Source organism: Pedobacter polaris, assembly GCF_005116505.1.
Classification (GTDB): Bacteria; Bacteroidota; Bacteroidia; order Sphingobacteriales; family Sphingobacteriaceae; genus Pedobacter; species Pedobacter polaris.
Map to the genome: position 1 here is coordinate 587,950 of NZ_SWBR01000001.1, position 19,069 is coordinate 607,018.

Here is a 19,069-nt window from a genome sequence, read left to right on the forward strand (position 1 = left end):
TCGTTTGGAATTATAAATTCTAATACTTATTATTCTCAGGCAGTAACGCTGCGTAGTTCCAATTCTTCAAGAACTCTGTAATTTTTTTCACACTGTGTCCGCTTCCTTCTTCTAAGTATGCTGAGTTTTGAGTATGTATTAATTTGCCATCACCATCTAGAATTAAAAATACAGGAAAACCAAAACGGCCTGGGTAATTTAATTTTTTAAGAACGGCTTCATTTTTATTTTCTGGACTCCAATTTAACAAAACAGTTTCGTAGTTTTTATCCAAAAGCTCTTTTAGTGCTGGGGTAGCATTCACTAAGTCGTGAAAACGGATACACCAAATGCACCAATTGCCTCCTACTTGAATAAAAACGTGCTTATTTGCTGCCTTGGCTTTTGCAACAGCTACATCAATATCTGCTTGTGCATTTGCTTTTGGATTATAAATAGTTACAGCGGGTTTTGTTGTGGTTTGCGCAAAACTCACACTAGCAATAAATAAAGTGAAAATTATAGGGATTAATCGTTTCATATTTAAAGTTATAAATTATGTAGCAAAATTAATTATAAAATTAAAGTCTACTGTTTAGTAGTGTAAATCTATTGTTGAAAAACTACCCTTTCTAACTCAGCCGATTTATTGTACTTTGGGTTAAGATTTATATATGGCCAACAAACCACTCAAAATTCTTCAAGCCTCTGCAGGTTCTGGTAAAACGTTCAGTTTAACAGCGCATTACCTTACCCTACTCTTTAGTGGCGAAAATAAATACCGTGAAATATTAGCGGTAACATTTACCAATAAGGCTACAGAAGAAATGAAATCTCGAATTTTAGAGGTTTTGGTTGGTTTGGCAAAAGGAGATCCCGCCAGGAAGATCGAAGATTACAGAAAGTTGGTTCTTATCGCTCATCCTGAGCTGAACGCAGAAAGTTTAAAGCAAAAAGCAGAAAAAATCTATCGTAAAATCTTACATGACTATAGTAGATTTTCAGTAAGTACCATTGATGGTTTTGTGCAAAAGGTAATTCGTGGTTTTGCTTTCGAGTTAGGCTTAAATGCCGATTATAATTTAGAGATGAATTATGATAAAGTGAAAGATGATTTGGTGAACAAATTAGATGAAGCTTTAGATCATAATAAGCAACTTTTGCAGTGGATTATAGATTTAGCCATTGAACGCATTGGCGACAATAAAAGCTGGAATTACAAAATAGAATTATATAACTTAATTGGTGAAATCTTCTCAGAACGCTTCCAAATTTTCGAAACAGCGGTTGAAGAATTAGGCTTAGATAACATAGATGAATTATTTAAAAAATATATCAGTGTTACTAAAGCTGAAATTAAAAATTTTGAAGAAGAGATTATTGCCCTAGCTACCGAAGCCAATGAAGCAATGGATGTTTTGGGTGTTGAAACAGATGACCTAAAAGGAAAATCTAGAAACGGATTAAAGAAAATAATCTTAGTTGCCAGAGGCGATTTTTCTCATCTCGAAACACTGTTTAAATATATTGATGAACCTGAAGAATGGTTCCAAAAAAATGTAAGTCTGCCGGAAGTTTATGACACAATTAATCCGATTCTACAAAAGATAAAAGTACATTATTCAGCACATTTACCAAATTACAGTTTAGCCATAGCTTTCAATAAAAACCTTTATTATTTAAGGTTGATGCAGGAAATTGCTGTGCTGTTAAAACAATATCGAGCAGAAAACGATAATTTATTAATCAGCGATGCACAAAAACTAATTTCTGGAATTACAGAAGATGCCGGAGATAATCCTTCATTTATTTGGGAGAAAGTTGGCAACAGGTATCGTAACTTTTTATTCGATGAATTTCAAGACACATCAACTAGTCAATGGGGAAGTTTCAAATCGCTCTTAACCAATGCCATTGCCACACCTAATCCAGATGTAATTGACCATTTAATTGTTGGTGATACCAAACAATCTATTTATCGTTGGCGAAATGGAGATTGGAATATCTTACATAAACATGCCAAAATTGATGTTGGAGCCGAAAATGTTTTAGAAGAAAGCTTAGCAGAAAATTACCGCAGTGCGGAAAATATTATAACGTTCAATAACTTCCTGTATCGTTCTATTCCATTGACTTTACAAAATGAACTAAATGAAAATATATTAGGTAAGCCAGAAAGTATATCAACCTGGTGGCAAGCTCAAAATTATCAGCAAATTATTACAGATATCTATGGCGCATCAACTCAAAATTTTGCATCAAATACTTTAAAAGGTGGAACGATAAAAATTAAAAAATTCGGCAAAGACGATGCGCCGAACGAAGCCAGATTTACAGAAACTGTTTTTAGAGATCTTGCTTTAGACGATGTGATCAACGAAATCAACTATTTAAAAAATGAACAGAATTATGCGCTAAAAGACATCGCTATTTTAGTTCGTTCTAATAGCGAAGCGCTATTAACTGTTCAACAATTAATGGAGCAGAATTTACCTGTCTTATCTGGAGATGCTTTATTGATTTCTAATAATTCGGCGATACAGTTAATCATTAATACTTTAAAAGTGTTGATTGGTATTGATGCCCAGACTGCATTGTATAAAGCAAATTGTATTGCGCTGTATCTTTCATTGCAAGGAAAAGAGCCAAATGCAAACCATTATTTAAATTTAAATGGAGTTTCGTTAAGTAGTTTGTTTAATGTTCTTCCAGCCACTTTATGCGACAATTGGCAAAGCTGGTTACAATTGCCTTTACCAGAATTGGTAGAGATTTTAATTGAAAGTTATGGCCTAAAAAATTTAAACGAACATCTTCCATATTTATTGGCATTTAGAGATTTAACAGCTAACGCCAGCAGGATTGGAGAAAAAGGAATTATTGCCTTTTTAACCTGGTGGGATGAAGATGGCGTTAAAAAATCCTTGCCATCACCAGAAGGAGTTGATGCGATACAAATTATTACTATTCATAAATCTAAGGGCTTAGCATTTAGAGCTGTTTTTGTGCCATTTTGTAATTGGGAAATTAAAGGGAAAGCGAATTCCACATTTTGGGTTTCATCAGAAGATACGGTTTACAAAGAGTTGCGTGGCATTCCTTTAAAATACACCGAAGACTTATCAAATTCATCTATTTCAAAGGCATATTATGAAGAGTTGCTGTACAATAATATGGATGCTTTGAATATGCTTTATGTTGCTACCACAAGGTCGAAAGATTATTTATACATAGCCACAATGGCTAAAAAAGACCCCAAACTTTCTACCATGGGTGATGTGATTAACCTCACTTTTGATTCTCAGTTTAATGAAAGTAACTTATATGCGATAGAAGATTATGTTAAGGTAGAAAACAAGGTTGAGGAATCTAATTTCATCAGTTTAACTACTTACCCAACTACAACAAGATTATCTGAATTATATGTTCCATCTGAGGAAAAACATTTAAAGCATTTAGTGAACATAGAAAAATCTGGTAGAAAAGGTTCTTTGTTGCACGATATTTTGGCAAATGCCAGTACAGAAAAAGAAGTTGGGGATTATATTACTGGGTTGGTTTTGCAAGGAATTGTGCAAGATGAAGAGCAATCTGATTTAAAATCAGCAGTGCTGGAAGTTTTAAATAATACCGATTTGAAAGCCATTTTAAGTAAGGCAACAGAAAGCATCACAGAGAAAAACATTATCGATGCTAAGGGTAAACTACACCGGCCAGATAGGGTTTTAATTACCAAGGATGAAGTAATTATTTTAGACTATAAATTCACATTGGAAGAAAGCGATAAACACATTGAGCAGATTGATAATTATAAAAATCTATTGTTGGCTATGGGTTATGACAATGTGAAAACTTATTTGTTTTATGCGGTTAGTGGAAAGTTAAAATTGGTTTAATATGGAAATGAGAATGAACCCATTTTTACAAGAAGTTGCTGAAGATTTGATGGCGAGGTTTGGTTCGGATTTGCAAAATTGTGCCATCATTTTTAATAATAAAAGACCATCTGCCTATTTGCAAAAACATTTAGCAGATATCATTCAAAAACCGTTTTTTAGTCCATCTTTTTTTACCATCCAAGAGTTTTTTGCAGCTGCAACTAATTATAAAATCGCTGATTTTTACATGCAATTCTTCACATTGCATCAGATCTATAATCAACTCTTAGTAGAAGAAAAATTGGAAACTATTTCTAGTCACAAATTTTTTCCTTTAGCAAAGATTATTCTCAGTGATTTTAACCAAATAGATAGCGATTTGGTTGATGCAGAAAAACTTTATCGAGACTTGGAAGATATTTCGATTATCAATAAAGATTTCGATTATTTAAGTCCTGAGCAATATGAATTTCTAGCTCAATTCTGGACATCTTATTCTGAAGGAAAACATAAAAAACAGCAAGAGTTATTTATAAAGATGTGGCGTAGAATGCCTAAGCTTTATCACAAGCTTCATGAAACATTAAAGGCACAAGATTATATCACTAATGGTTATGCTTACCGCCTTTTAGCAAAAGAAGATATTAACCAACAAGAGTTCTTAAAAGGTTTCGAAAAAGGTAAAATTGTTTTTGTGGGCTTTAATGCATTAAGCAATGCTGAAGCAAAAATATTTACGCAATTACAACAAGCCGAAAAAGCGTTATTTTATTTCGATGTAGATGAATATTACCTGAATGATCCTTTACAAGAGGCAGGCTTGTTTTTAAGAAAGAACATTAATCAATTAGGTTTAAAAAATATATTTGAGAACCAGCCAAGTCTGATAAAAACAGAAAACCACTCGGTTAATGTTTTTAAAGTTCAAGGTCAATCAGCTCAGGCAAAAATCCTTAATACTATCTTAGCTGATGATTATGAAAACTCAGCGGAAATTGGTTCTACAGTCGTTGTTTTAGCTGATGAAAGTCTTCTCATTCCTACTTTACAAACCATCCCTACTACAAATAATGGGCATAATATTGATTTGAATGTAACCATGGGTTTTGCATTGGCTACTTCAAGCATATTTGGCTTGGCAGATTTATGGCTAACTAGTCAATTAGAGATTTTACAAAGCAGTAGAGTTTCTTATAAAAATGTAGAGGCTTTTATCACACATCCATTATCGGGTTTAAGTCAAAGAATGCGTGATAAAATCCAAACTGCTTTGCTGAATGAAAATGTAGTAGAAATTGACCATCAACGATTGTTAAGGCAAAGTGGGCTATTTGAAGTTTTCTATAAAAAAATAGAAAGGCCAGAAAATGTAGTACCTTTTTTAATAGGAGTTTTAGATTATGTATTAACTAGACTTTCAAATGCTAAAACGCTAAAAAAAATAGATGCAGAATTGTTTGTAAAAAGCATCCAAGAGCTTAATAGGTTACATGACACTTTTGGTAAACATATTGATAATGAAGAAATACCCTTTATCATTTATTTGGTTCAAAAATCATTGCAGGCAATTGCTGTTCCTTTAGCTGGAGATCCGTTATCAGGTATTCAAGTAATGGGGTTATTGGAGACTAGAAATTTGAACTTTGATAAGGTTATAATTTTAGGGTTTAATGAAGGTATTATTCCAAAGTCATCTATTGGAAACAGCTTTATTCCAGATAGCATTAGAAGGGTTTATGGTTTGCCTGTTTTAGAAAATTTAGATGCAATTTCATCTTACATGGTCTATCGTCTATTACAGAGATCTAACAATATCAATTTTGTCTATAATAGCTTAACAGACGAATCAACATCTGGTGAAGCCAGTAGAATTTTAAAACAACTAGAGTTTGAAAGTGGATTTGACTTTAAATATCATGAACTCAATTTAAATATACAGACAGAACCATTTAAAGAAGTTAAAATAGAGAAAACTGGCAATAAATTTATTCAAGAGACACTGCAAAAATATCTCAATAAAACTAAAATCTTATCCCCATCTGCTATAACGCAATATATTTCTAATCCAATAGATTTTTTCTTCAATTATATTTCAGGAATTAAAGAGCCAAAAGAAGTAAGTGCTGTTGTAGAGGCCAATGAAATTGGATCCATTTTACACAAGGTGATGGAATACTTTTATCAAGATCTAAAAAATGGTGAAATCACAGCAGAACGAATTAACGAACGCAAAAAGCTAATTCCTGGGCTTATTCAAAAGGCATTTAACGCAGTAATGTTCAACCATCCTGATAAGGTAATTGAATATAAAGGCATGCAAAAGGTTATTTTAGCTATTGTTGATGCTTACGTAACAATTATTTTAGACCAGGATACCAAACAAACACCTTTTAATATCGTAAGCTTAGAACAAAAAGTAGAAGCTGAAATTACTTTTCCACTTAACGGCCAAGAGGCAAGTGTAAAAATATTTGGCTATATAGATAGGGTTGACGTGAAAGATGGGATAACTAAAATTATCGATTACAAGACTGGTAGTGATAAGCTGACTTTTAAAGATATTCCTGAGCTCTTTAACTCAGATGGAAAAAATATCAACAAGGCACTAATACAAACGTTGCTTTACACTTATGCTTATGAACAATTTTCGGGCAAAACTTGTGTAGAGCCTAATTTGTATATCGTTAAAACAATGAGCCAAGATGGGATTTGGTTTAAAACAGGTCGACAAAATTTGTCTGGAGATTTTCTCGAAGAAATTAAACCAGAATTTTTAGCAGAACTTAGAAAAAAATTGACAGAACTATTCGAAGCCCCATATTTTACGGCAAGTGCTATTCCTGATAATTATAAGTACTCTATTTATAAAACTTTGTTTGGGAAATAAGCAGAAAGACCATAGTGAAAAGCTGAAAGCAAAAAATAAGTTTTTCTCTTTATTCTTTCTGCTTTCAGCTTATATTTAAAAATGCTTCAATTAAACTTCTCTTCTTTCCCAATACTGGAAACCGAAAGATTAATTCTTCGTTCTCATACAAATGAAGATGCTGAAGCCTTATTCGCATTGCGGAACAATGAAGATGTAATGAGGTTTATACACAGGGAAAGGCAAAAAACGGTTGCTGAAATAGAAAATTTCATTTCAAACTTCAATGATGGCTGTAACCAAGGGCAACATTTAGCATGGGTAATTGCATTAAAACAAAACCCAAGTCAAATGATTGGCTCTATAGGTTATTGGCGAACAAATTTGGTAAATTATAGGGCTGAAATAGGTTATATGCTTCATCCAAATTATTGGAGAAAAGGAATAATTTCTGAGGCTTTAAATAAAACTATTGATTTTGGATTTGCGGAAATGAATTTACACTCAATTCAAGCAAATATTGACCCTGAAAATGACGCCTCTAGACAAATTTTACTTAAACACGGTTTTGTAAAAGAAGCCTATTTTAAAGAAGATTTTTATTTTCAGGGTAAATTTCTAGATAGTGAGATATACTCCTTATTAGAAAGCAATGTAAAATGGAAAAGGTAAAACGGAAAGTAAGCTTAAATCTAAATACTATACTAATTACTCAAGAATGTTAAAAGCAGCAACACCAATATTGGCTTCTCTAAACACAGCAGAAACGGTTAAATTTTACACCGAAAAATTAGGCTTTACCTTTCATTCGGATTGGGCTGGCTATTTAATTTTCAGCAGGGATGAGATTAACATCCATTTCTGGACAACCGATAATCCAGAATTCCCCAAAAACACAGGCTGTTATGTGAATGTAACCGAGGTAGACAAGCTCTATGCGGAGTATGAACCTTTGGGCATAATTCATCCCAATGGGAAGATAAAAGACATGGAATGGGAGATGCGCCAATTTTCTATACTAGATAATAACGGCAATATCATCCATTTTGGTGAGGGTATTTCGATAGATAAGGAATAAAATAGCATCAATTAAGGTTAACAAAGAACATAATTCGGTAGCTAAAATAATTATGTAAGTGTAATCAAAACACTACTTTAAAATTACGATACAATAGTTATATTTGCGATTGGTAATTTTTGAATAAACAAATGAGAGAGATTCAATTTAGAGAAGCACTACGCGAAGCATTAAACGAAGAAATGCGTAAAAACGAGAACATTTTTTTAATGGGCGAAGAAGTTGCGCAATACAATGGTGCATATAAAGTTAGTCAGGGTATGTTAGATGAGTTTGGCGACAAACGCATTATCGACACTCCAATTGCTGAATTAGGCTTTGCAGGTATCGGTATTGGTGCCGCTATGAATGGCTTAATTCCAATTATAGAATTCATGACTTTTAACTTCTCATTGGTAGCAATTGATCAGATCATTAATGCTGCTGCTAAAATCTTATCAATGAGTGGTGGTCAATTTTCAGTGCCCATCGTTTTTCGTGGCCCAACAGGTAATGCTGGTCAATTAGGTGCACAACACTCTCAAAATTTCGAGAATTGGTTTGCAAATTGCCCAGGTTTAAAAGTAGTTATTCCATCCACTCCTTATAATGCTAAAGGTTTATTAAAGGCATCAATTAATGATCCAGACCCAGTTATCTTCATGGAATCTGAAGTAATGTACGGTGATAAAGGTGAAGTTCCTGAAGGAGAGTATACTATAGAAATTGGTAAAGCTCAAGTAGTAAAAGAAGGTACAGATGTGACTATCGTTACTTTCGGTAAAATGTTAACTCGTGTTGTAAATCCAGCTGTAGAAGAATTAACTAAAGAGGGTATCAATGTAGAGGTTATCGACTTATTAACTGTTCGCCCTATTGATTATGCAACTATCATTACTTCCGTTAAAAAGACCAATCGTTTAGTAATTGTTGAAGAAGCCTGGCCACTAGCATCAATTTCTTCAGAAATTACTTTTAACGTTCAAAAAAATGCATTTGATCATTTAGATGCGCCAATTTTACGTATTACTTGTGCAGACGTTCCACTTCCATACGCTCCAACATTAATTGCTGCTAGCTTACCAAATGCAGAAAAAGTTGTTAAAGCTGTAAAAGAAGTGATGTACGTTAACAAATAATCGATATTACGCTGAGCTTATCAAAGTGAATAAAATATAAATCCCCTAAGAAAACTTAGGGGATTTTTTATTGATCCTTTTATAAAAGATATGTGCTTAAAACCTTAAGCCTAAAGTAAAGGCAGTTATTATATTCGTAATATCGCCTTGCGCAGAAGCTGATCCTGTTCCTAAATCTATTCTATACAATCCATTTTTTCCAGCAACTGTAAAGATTCCGTATGCAGTATTACTTGTAGTTGTGCTAATAATATCGAAACCATTTGTGTTTTCGATACTAACTTTCAAATCACCAATAGCAGTTAAAACACCAGAATTTGGTTCTTGTGTATATAATTTATCAACGGTATGATCTATTACAAAAAGTTTTGTTGCGGTTGCCCCCTTAAAATTATTGCTGTATGCAGCTGCACTTAAGGCTGCAGTAACCGTTGTAATATTCACATCTACTGTTACAGAGGCATTAGCGGGGTTTATTCTTAAGTTTTGACCTGTATTGCTAACTACTCTAATTAAATCGGCTATTGGGTCAAAATCAAAGCCAAAACTTGTTCCAGAAAGAGCTGTAGTTAAAATACCCACTTCTGTAAAAGCTCCTGTACCAATGTTAACAGTATACAAACGGTTAGTGCTACCTAAAGCATATAATTGGCCATTCTCAGGACGCATATCTAAACCTAAGATAGTTTCTCCATTCTGTAGACCTGTAATATTTTTGGTTGCTGATCCGGTAGAAAGTGGATTAAAAATTAATAGGGTGTTTGTATTGTCTACCGCATAAGCTACTGGATTTGATAATATCGCTATTCCTTGGATGGCTAAATCAGCTGGAAATCTTCCTCTCAATTCCGTTAAACCAGTAGATAAATTAATAGTATATAAATTTGCTCCAGTGGAACTTCTCCCAATAGCAATTGCATTTTTGTTATCTGGTGAAATGTCAAAACTAACGTTGGTTCCTAAATCCAATTCTAAGTTACCAACTTTAACTAAAGTACCGTTACTTGGCGGATCTTGTTTATACAATACTTTTGCCGCAGCATCAATATCATACAATGTTGTACTAGTGGCGCCAGCAATACTGTTACTATAAGCAATACCATTAATAGCTGTACTGCCTACATTTGTATCTGTTGAAGTTACCACACCTGTTTCGGGGTTTAGCACTAAGTTTTGCCCTGTATTTGTTACTATTCTAATTCTATCAACAGTTGGGTTAAAATCCAAACTAGCTATTGTACCAGCTAATAATGGCGTAAAAGCTGTAGTTGAAATAGTTCTTGTTTTACCTGTAATTACATCGATAATATATAGTTTGCTCGCATCGCTTACTCCATACAACTCTCCGGTAGCAGGTCTAAAATCTATGCTTAACAATTTTTCTGTAACAGCAGATAAACCTGTAATGGTGACTTTAGAAATTGGGGTCTTAATATTATTTGCATTAAACCTAAGCAAGCTGTTATCAGCTAAAGCATAGAAACCTTGATCGGGGCCAGATAAAGGCAAAGTAATAACTGGATCACCTTTCTTACAGGAAGAAACTATGCAGGCCACTAATAATAGCTTCAGCGCGAACTGGAGATGTAATCTTTTTGAAAAAATTCTTAACATTTAATTTTAATAAATCTACTTAATAACGAAATAAAAGCCGTTAAAGTTTAGTACAAGATAAACCTTTAAATTTAATTTATGACTGCTTTCTCGGTTTAGCTCTTTCATACTGTGATGGCCATTTCACATCTTCTCCCAAGTCAACTGCAGCATGTAATGGGAAATAAGGATCTCTTAATAATTCTCTAGCAAAGAAAATCAAATCAGCCTCTTCTCTTTGCAAAATTTCTTCTGCTTGTTGTGCTTTCGTTATTAGACCAACTGTACCGGTTATAATGCCAGTTTCTTTTTTAATAGCAGCAGCAAATTGAACCTGATAACCTGCCGAAAGTGGGATTTGTTGTGCCAAAGTTAAACCACCAGAAGATGTATCTATTACATCAACCCCTTTTTCTTTTAATAATGCTGATAAACGAACAGACTCCTCTTCATTCCAACCCCCATCCGCCCAATCTGTCGCCGAAATTCTTACAAAAAGTGGATTTTCTTTAGTCCAAACCTCTTGGACAGCTTCTACAGTTTCTATTAATAAACGAATTCTGTTTTCAAAGCTTCCACCATAATTATCTATTCTTTTATTGCTAATTGGCGATAAAAATTGATGTAGTAAATATCCATGTGCTGCATGGATTTCAATTACCTTAAACCCTGCTTTCATTGCCCTTACTGTAGCTGATTTAAAATCTTCTTTTACTTTTTTAATTCCTGCAATATCTAAAGCGATTGGTGTTTTATCTATTGGATTAAAAATTTCATTACTTGCAGAAACTGTATCCCAGCCGCCGTTTTGTTCATCTAACTGTATTGGAGATTCCCATGGGGTATCAAAACTAGCCTTTCGTCCTGCATGAGCAAGTTGGATTCCCGCTACCGAATCATTTTGATGAATAAAGTCAACGATCTCTTTAAATTTTTCAATTTGCTCATCTTTCCAAAGACCAAGATCAGCAATTGAAATTCTTCCTTCTGGTGAAACAGCGGTTGCCTCGGTTATAATTAAGCCAGCACCTCCAACAGCACGGCTTCCTAAATGGACCAAGTGCCAGTTGTTTGGAAAACCATCTGTTGCAGAGTATTCGCACATTGGCGAAACCACAATTCTATTTTTTAACTCAATGTTTTTGATTTTAAGCGGAGAGAAAAGTAATGACATAGTGTAAAGATTTTAGGCAAATTAACAACAAGGAAATGGATTTGTTTCTATCGTTTAAATATCCAAACAATGTAATGACATCGAGTTATTCTTAAAGAGAAAATTCATCCAAAACTTTCCATTTTCCGCCACTTTTTTGTTCTATCAAACTGATTTTGTTAAAGAATAATGTTGCTGGCAATTTGAAAGATTTAATTTCTTCAAAAATAGAATCAGTACAAGTAGAATTTCTAGGATGCATCAAGGTAATATGTGGCAGATGTTTTCTAGGAGAAATAAGAATGGCATCCCTTAAATTATGAAAGTGGTCATTCGCATGGTTTACCAACGGCGTGCCTTCTTTACATGCAGGAATTAAGGCGCCTTTTCCATTTTCAAATCTTTCAACATCGTTAAATATGATACGAATTGGTTTATTAATCTTAAGCGATTTGATATTTGCTATTATCGTATCTAAATCTTCTAGTTCATCTTCCCTACATAGTGTAACATGGGCAGAAATTAAAGCATGTTGGGCTGGATTAAATTTAACTCTAACTTTTTCTATAGTTTCATTTTCAATAAATAAAGTGAGTTGCCTTCTAATTTCTTCCATCTTAATTCATCAAATATTTATTAAACCCAACAAATAACTTAAACAAGTTTTCATACATGGTAAAAGGCAAGGTTGCTGCTTTATCAAAAACATCATGATAAGCAGAAATTCCACCTTGTGTATATAGGAAAAATGCAGGCACTCCTTTTTCAGTAAAAAAGTAATGATCGCTATTTGCCGCTTTACCACGAGGATTGATTTTAACTAAAAATTTTCCATTATCATTGACCTGATTTAACAAAGCAAACTCTTTTGGATATTGAGTTGCATTGACAACAGTTGCCCCTGTTTCACCAGTACCAACCATATCCACATTAATTAAAAACCTAATTTTTTGCAGTGTGATAAGTGGATTCTCTGTAAAATATTTGGATCCCAAAATACCTGCCTCTTCTCCAGCAAAGCAGATAAAAGCAATTGTATATTTCTGAGGGTTTTTAGCATAATATTTAGCTAAGCTCAATAGAAATGAAACTCCACTACCATTATCATTTGCTCCTGGAAAAAAGGTGTCCTTACCCATACCCCCTAAATGATCATAATGAGCAGTGATTAGTATTATAGAATCTGGTTTTTCAGTCCCTTTAACAACTCCACATATATTTGAAGCTCTAAAATCTGGGATAAAAGTATTTTTAATATCAACTTCTATATTTTTTGGCACTTCACTAAGTGATGATTTATTAACTAAAATTTGAGTGTAATCATTTACTTTTTGTGAGACAGACCAAGTTAGTTTATCTGTTAGGGTTACGAGTAGCTTGCTAGATGCCGTAAGAAAATTTAAACTATCTTTTTCCGCTAAACTTGTATTGGCTTTAACTCCTATACTTCCCTGCTGGATAATAAAATCATTACCCGGAATTAGTCTTTTGCCATTTATACTTAAATCCATTTTACCCGGAAAAGTATTCACAGAAAATATAAACGATTGTTTAAAATCTTTACCATCCATGGGCTTCAACCCAAAGGATTTAAACTCAGATTGGATGAAGTTAGCAGCCTTTTCCATCCCATTTTTAGTATATCCTCGCCCCCAAAATTCAGAAGATGTTAAGGTATTTAAAGTTTTGCGGACATATTTTAAATCTTGTGCATAGCTGTTAAAACTTAAAAATAACAATGATATAAATAAAGTTTTTTTCATAAATGCTCGAAAAGTAAATGGTTTTCTTTAGCAATATAATAAACGCTTGCTACTGATTAAAATTACGGCATAAGAAAGCCGCAGATTCAATGATTTAATTTATAAAAATCTGCGAATCTGCGGCTGATGTTTTTTTATATGGCTTAACTAGCTTTTTTAGCTAAATAAGCATCGATCACTTTTTTGATGTTTTCTTTATTCTTTTCTGAGGACCATTTTTCTTTAGCTGATTGGTCTCCTAACGCAAAAAACTGTTCGTATAATAATTTGTTGTCAATTTTAAGATTCAATTTAATATAATTGTTTTCTGCAAATACAACATCCCAAGTTGCACGAGCATCTTTCCAGAAACCTTCTTGTTGTTTCCACCATGTTTGGGCGTAACCGAAAGATTTTGGATCTGTTTTTATAAATTCTTCTAAGCCCTTTTCCATAGCCACAAGTTTATCTCCACTTTCAGAACGAATTATTTTTTTATTGTCTTGCTCAAACATCCAACCGTTAGCTGTTAGATAAAGATTATTGCCACGGTTTAACACATTGTAATCATTACGCTCAGTACTCTCTCTACGTGGCAATGGGGAGTCGGTATTGCTTTGCCATTGGTGTCTTCCATCTACGTGTACCCAACTTCCAATAGCTTGGTAACGTGGACTATCATCTACTTGAAAAACTTTTTGTGTCCATTTCCCTTTTACATCATTAGCAGAAAGTGTAACTTTTTTCCAAGCATTTTCCTTATCATAAGCTAAAATTTGCGTGTCTTCGTATGTCCAGTCTTCTCTCCAATGTTTAATGATCATGCTATCTCCTCTCATTACCAACAAATGTTGGATTACAATTTTCTTTGGGGTTTCCTCTAAAATAATTGCAATTTCTTTTGCAGAAGAACGATGTCTTTCATGGAATTTATAATCATCATTTGGCGAGAAGGTCTCAGCATAGTTGAATGTAACTTTGTAAAATCCTGCTAAAGATTTTATCGCTTCGCGATCTTGATCTAATTTATTTTGTGCAGTAACGCTCAATACTGAAAATATTAGAGCAAATAGTAATTGTAGTTTTTTCATGATTATATTGATTTAAGAGATTTTGTTTTTTTATTCTTTCTACCTAACCAAATTATGATACCAGTTACTGGCATACTTGCTGCTATTAAACTTGCAATAAACGCCATTATTTTTCCTGGTATACCAGCTATAGAACCAATATGGACATCATAATTCATACGCGAAATTTTATCAGCTATGCTTGCATTTGAAAATTTACCGTACATGTGTTTTACTTCAATTTCTTTTAAAGTATGCTGATCAAAATAGCGATAATCTGCTTTCCAGTAGGTAGTTGGATCTGGATTCTTAGCAATTTCTACAGCTAATTTTTCATTCTCTGGAATGTGAACATCATAACTACCAGTAAATGTTGGATCTTCCTTTACAAACTTTGCCCAAAGCTTGTCAGCTGCTGCTGCATTTAAACTAAGTTTAGCTGTTGAAGTAGTATCAGAAAATGTTTCTTCAAATACCTTCATTGATTTTCCACCAGAACTTACCCAATAAACTGATTTTGCGAACCATTGAAATCCCATTACCATTCCAGACAAAGCAATAAATATGACGATAAAAGTCATGTAAAAGCCTAGCACATTATGTAAGTCATAATTCAGTCTACGCCATTTTGATTTAAGCCTTACGCTAAAGCGCTGTTTTCTTGCTGCTTTACTTTTAGGCCACCACAGTATTAGTCCGGATATTAACAAAAAAACAAAGATCATGGTAGCGGTAGTGAGTATCGGTTGACCGATTTCTGGAGGCAACCATAAATAATAATGTCCCATAATTACAATTCTGAAGAAATCCTCATCCATGTTCTTCACCTTTAAAACCTTACCCGTATATTGATTTACAAAAACAATATAATAGTACGCTGGCGCATCATGGTAATAAACTACTTGGGTTGTTCTACCTGGCTGATAATTTATACTATGTGCTTTCTTATTAGGTAATGCCTGATCAGCTATTGCTTTTAGTTGTGTTGGCGGTAATAAAGGTTTGTTTTGTTCTGATGTAAAACGATAAGATTGTACAGCATCTTCTATTTCTCTTTCAAAAGCTAAAATACAACCTGTTATTCCCAAGAAGAACACAAATAATCCAGAAATTAATCCAAGCCATAGATGCAATCTTCCTATCCAATATTTAAACCTGTTGGTCTTTTTCTGTATTGGTTTTTTTAAACCCATCATCAATTGCCTTTTTATGAGTTAACCAATTGACCTTTAAAGCCAATTGGTTAAACATTATTTTGTATTTTTTATTTAATTTCTGTGAAATAGGTTACTACATGCCAAACCTTTTCATAATTTTTTCCATCAAATTTTCCAGGGGTTTTGTCTTCGGCAAATGCCTCTAAAAAATAACCCCCTTTTTGAATAGGATTGAAGTTAAACCGACCATCTTTATCTGTTTCTACTTCTAATTTTTTCTGATCAGGAGAAATAATGGTGATTCTCTCTTTAGCTAATGGAGCTTTATTAAAAACTAATTGATGTGATGCTGATTCATTTGTATGCAAAACCAATTTTGATGGCCTGATAGTTAAACTGGCCTCAGCGGGGAATGCATTGTTTAAATTTTTGTTAGTACCAATTGTTACACTCGCAAATGCATAATATTGAAGCTTAGCATTCTGATATAAATCCTTAACTACATGTACAACTGATAGCAAATAAGTACCATCTTGATTAGGTGTAAAACTCGCTTTATAAAACAACGAATCTGCTGTTGTTTTTAATGTTGTTTTAGTCCCATCTGGAGCAGTTAGCACCAAATTAAAATCTTTTAGATTACTAAACCATTTCTTTGTTGCACTGATATCGCTAGTAGTGTACTCACCAAAAAAGGCTTTAACTTCTTGTGCCTGCCCCTTAGCTCCAGTAGAAGCAGTTTCCAACCATAAAGCATGAGCCGATGCACTTGAGATACTAACAGTAAATAATGCAACAAGTAGGATCATTTTAGTTTTCATAATTAAAATTTGTAGGCAATGCTTAAACGATAATTTCTTGGAGCTTCTGCCTGCCATGAGTAAGCAGGTTGATCATAAGTTGGGGCATTCCAATAATTTGTATAATAAGCTCCTGCAAATAGGTATTTATCTAAAATGTTGAATGCATTTGCAGTAACTTTTAAAGCTTTGTTTTCCCAAAATAAACCACCATCTAATTTGAAATAGTTAGGTAAATTCTTGTTAGCGTTAGAGCCATCATAGGTTCCCGTTGCCCTACCAGCTAAATGTGTAAATCCTGCAGAAATACCAGCTCCCTTTAATGCACCATCTTGCAAAGTATAAGTTAACCAAACGTTGGTAGTATGTTTTGCGAAACCAGGAACAACTTCACCCACAACGATGCTTGTAACTCCAGGAGCAACTTCTGTTACTTTCCCATCGGTATATGCATAGTTGGCAATTAATTTTAAGCCAGCAGTAATCTCACCTCTTAAATCAAATTCGATACCTTGAGCTCTTTTTTCTCCAACAACAATACTGAAAGTCTCTCCTGCTTTATTTGAAGGATCTCCGGTAAGTTCGTTTTGCTTAAGAATTCTATACGCGGCCAAAGTTGTATTCCATTTGCCATCAAACCAATCTTTTTTAACACCAATTTCATAGTTAGTACCTGTAATCGGATCAATTTTTTCACCACTGCGTAAGAAACCTGTTTGAGGTGTGAATGCTTCATCATAAACAGCGTAAACAGCTGTGTTTTTATCAACTGAATAACTTAGACCAATACGTGGTGTGAATTTTTTCGCTTTATCTGGATCACCTCCCCATGCAGATTGACTTACATAAGTATATCTTCCTGCTAATGTTAAGCGAAATTTATTGTTGAAAAAGCCTAATTCATCTTGGATATAGCCACTTAAGTATTTTTGACCCATTAAACCACCTGCAGCAATTGCTCTTTGCATTAAAGGAGTTTCACGATCAAAATTAGGATAGCCATTAGATGGGAAGCCATAATTAGGATTGTTTAAATCGAATGGAGAGGAAGGTAAATCCAAATCATGAGACTGGCCCCAATCAGCCATATAATTTTTCTTGCCACCATCGAAACCAGCTAATATTCTGTGCACAATACCGCCAGTTTTAGCTTGTCCATTGATAAAGAATTGAGCAAGTTTTAGACTGCTTTCTGCATCCCAAATACCAACATTTCTTATTAATGTATTGTTAGCAAATACCGATGATGGCCAAGAGCTTGAACCTGTTTGTAGGTATTTTGAATAGGCAACTTGTGCTGTTGCTTTCCAAGTATCACTAAAGTTGTGTTGTAAATTTATAAATGCACTATGATCATTAATTCTCGCTGGCTCAACACCTGGTTGTGTTAACGTAAAATCTCTTGGTAATGAAGCATATCCACCATTTGGGGCAAAAATATAGTAAGATCCAACTTCAGTCATTTTTGCATTTTGCAATGCATACTCTGCTGTTAGTTTAGTTCTATTAGTAATTTGATAACTCAATGACGGTGCGAAAGTATAACGATTATTAGTTTCATAAGGTCTAAATGAACCTTTGGTTTGAGCTGCTGCATTTAACCTAAATAATAATTTTCCATCATTGGTTAGTTTATGATCAAAATCTATAGCTGTTCTATATAGGTCATAACTCCCAACTGTTACAGAAACCTCTCCCCTGTTAATCCCAGTAGGTTTTTTTGTAACCACATTATACATTCCACTAGGATCTCCATTTCCTAACATAAAACCTGCTGGACCTTTAACAAATTCGATATGGTCTACAAAACTCATATCTTCTGTAAGAGGGCCCCAATAAGATGATACAAAATTAAAACCGTTACGCATTGCTTGGATTTGAGAACCACGCATGGTAATGTTGGTATACATATCCCCCCAATGCTCTAACCTTACAGCACCACTAACGTTTCTAATTAAACCATCGCTCATACTAATAATCTGTTGGTCTTTGATGACCTGATCGCTTACAATTTGGATATTTTGAGGTGCTTCTAAAAGTGGCTCATTTAATCTTAATGATGCTGAAGGCAAACTAACTTTATATTTATTCTTTTTACCTGCAATTGTTACTTCTTGTAATGCTTGGTTATTCTCTGTTAAAACAAAATCAACTTTAACTGTTTCACCAGCCACTACAGTTACTGATTTCTCCTGAGCATTGATACCTATAGCACTAGCTCTTAAAATATAAGTGCCCGGTTTTACTCTATTCAAGGTGTACCCTCCCATGTCATCGGAAGTAGTATTTTGATTTTTATCTTTTAGATTGATATTTACATATACTGCTGGTAGACCATCTGATGTTGTAATTTTTCCTTTAATTGTTCCAGTCTGTTGCGCCAGAGCCGAAAAACTGATGATGATTAATAATAGGGTTGTGATTTGTAAACGTAGCTGCATGTTATTCTTATTTGGATTAATTCTAAAGAACTGCAAATTAACAACACAAAACTTTATTATCCAAATTATTTTGAATAATTCTAAATAAGATATTTTTTAATTGAAAATCTATTAAATAACGCTCTATTGCAGATAATTCAAAAAAAATGGGCAACCATAATTTGGCTGCCCATTAGTCTTGGAACGGTAAGGTC

General features: G+C 33.8%; 14 protein-coding genes. 5 read left to right on the top strand and 9 right to left on the bottom strand.

Annotation, left to right across the window (positions count from 1 at the left end):
* Window positions 1-19: 19 nt before the first annotated feature.
* On the bottom strand, window positions 20-520 hold the full coding sequence (locus FA048_RS02645; RefSeq protein WP_136838659.1) for a thioredoxin family protein: 501 nt from the start codon (window positions 518-520) through the stop codon (window positions 20-22).
* A 133-nt stretch (window positions 521-653) separates the two neighbouring features.
* Here FA048_RS02645 and FA048_RS02650 point away from each other — a divergent pair, with 133 nt between their 5' ends.
* The 5 genes from FA048_RS02650 to FA048_RS02670 all read left to right on the top strand — a co-directional run bounded on the left by FA048_RS02650 (window position 654) and on the right by FA048_RS02670 (window position 8,919).
* Window positions 654-3,875, top strand: a complete 3,222-nt coding sequence (locus FA048_RS02650; protein WP_136838660.1) for a UvrD-helicase domain-containing protein — start codon at window positions 654-656, stop codon at window positions 3,873-3,875.
* Window position 3,876: 1 nt separating this feature from the next.
* A complete protein-coding gene (locus tag FA048_RS02655; protein ID WP_225872461.1) occupies window positions 3,877-6,744 on the top strand; it encodes a PD-(D/E)XK nuclease family protein in 2,868 nt (955 codons plus the stop codon).
* Between the two features lie 81 nt (window positions 6,745-6,825).
* Window positions 6,826-7,395, top strand: coding sequence for a GNAT family N-acetyltransferase (locus FA048_RS02660; RefSeq protein WP_136838661.1), 570 nt, complete (start codon window positions 6,826-6,828; stop codon window positions 7,393-7,395).
* A gap of 46 nt (window positions 7,396-7,441) precedes the next feature.
* Window positions 7,442-7,801: a bleomycin resistance protein gene (locus FA048_RS02665; RefSeq protein WP_136838662.1), complete on the top strand. Its 360-nt coding sequence runs from the start codon at window positions 7,442-7,444 to the stop codon at window positions 7,799-7,801.
* 131 nt (window positions 7,802-7,932) lie between these two features.
* On the top strand, window positions 7,933-8,919 hold the full coding sequence (locus FA048_RS02670; protein ID WP_136838663.1) for a pyruvate dehydrogenase complex E1 component subunit beta: 987 nt from the start codon (window positions 7,933-7,935) through the stop codon (window positions 8,917-8,919).
* A 96-nt stretch (window positions 8,920-9,015) separates the two neighbouring features.
* On the opposite strand, the gene FA048_RS02675 is transcribed toward FA048_RS02670, so the two are convergent.
* The 8 genes from FA048_RS02675 to FA048_RS02710 all read right to left on the bottom strand — a co-directional run bounded on the left by FA048_RS02675 (window position 9,016) and on the right by FA048_RS02710 (window position 18,875).
* Window positions 9,016-10,533 carry a DUF4394 domain-containing protein gene (locus FA048_RS02675; protein ID WP_136838664.1) on the bottom strand — a complete coding sequence of 506 codons (1,518 nt, stop codon included), beginning with the start codon at window positions 10,531-10,533 and terminating at the stop codon, window positions 9,016-9,018.
* A 76-nt stretch (window positions 10,534-10,609) separates the two neighbouring features.
* Window positions 10,610-11,686 carry an NADH:flavin oxidoreductase/NADH oxidase gene (locus FA048_RS02680; protein WP_136838665.1) on the bottom strand — a complete coding sequence of 359 codons (1,077 nt, stop codon included), beginning with the start codon at window positions 11,684-11,686 and terminating at the stop codon, window positions 10,610-10,612.
* 91 nt (window positions 11,687-11,777) lie between these two features.
* The gene (locus tag FA048_RS02685) at window positions 11,778-12,281 is read right to left on the bottom strand and encodes a 2'-5' RNA ligase family protein (protein ID WP_136838666.1); all 504 of its coding nucleotides are present in this window, start codon (window positions 12,279-12,281) and stop codon (window positions 11,778-11,780) included.
* 1 nt (window position 12,282) lies between these two features.
* Window positions 12,283-13,428, bottom strand: a complete 1,146-nt coding sequence (locus tag FA048_RS02690; protein WP_136838667.1) for a M28 family metallopeptidase — start codon at window positions 13,426-13,428, stop codon at window positions 12,283-12,285.
* Window positions 13,429-13,571: 143 nt separating this feature from the next.
* Window positions 13,572-14,498 (bottom strand): DUF6607 family protein, encoded by a 927-nt coding sequence (locus FA048_RS02695; RefSeq protein WP_136838668.1) that lies wholly within the window; start codon window positions 14,496-14,498, stop codon window positions 13,572-13,574.
* Window positions 14,499-14,500: 2 nt separating this feature from the next.
* A complete protein-coding gene (locus FA048_RS02700; RefSeq protein ID WP_225872462.1) occupies window positions 14,501-15,673 on the bottom strand; it encodes a PepSY-associated TM helix domain-containing protein in 1,173 nt (390 codons plus the stop codon).
* Between the two features lie 68 nt (window positions 15,674-15,741).
* Window positions 15,742-16,455, bottom strand: coding sequence for a DUF4198 domain-containing protein (locus FA048_RS02705; protein ID WP_169306800.1), 714 nt, complete (start codon window positions 16,453-16,455; stop codon window positions 15,742-15,744).
* Window positions 16,456-16,457: 2 nt separating this feature from the next.
* Window positions 16,458-18,875 (bottom strand): TonB-dependent receptor, encoded by a 2,418-nt coding sequence (locus FA048_RS02710; RefSeq protein ID WP_136838670.1) that lies wholly within the window; start codon window positions 18,873-18,875, stop codon window positions 16,458-16,460.
* Between the last annotated feature and the right edge of the window lie 194 nt (window positions 18,876-19,069).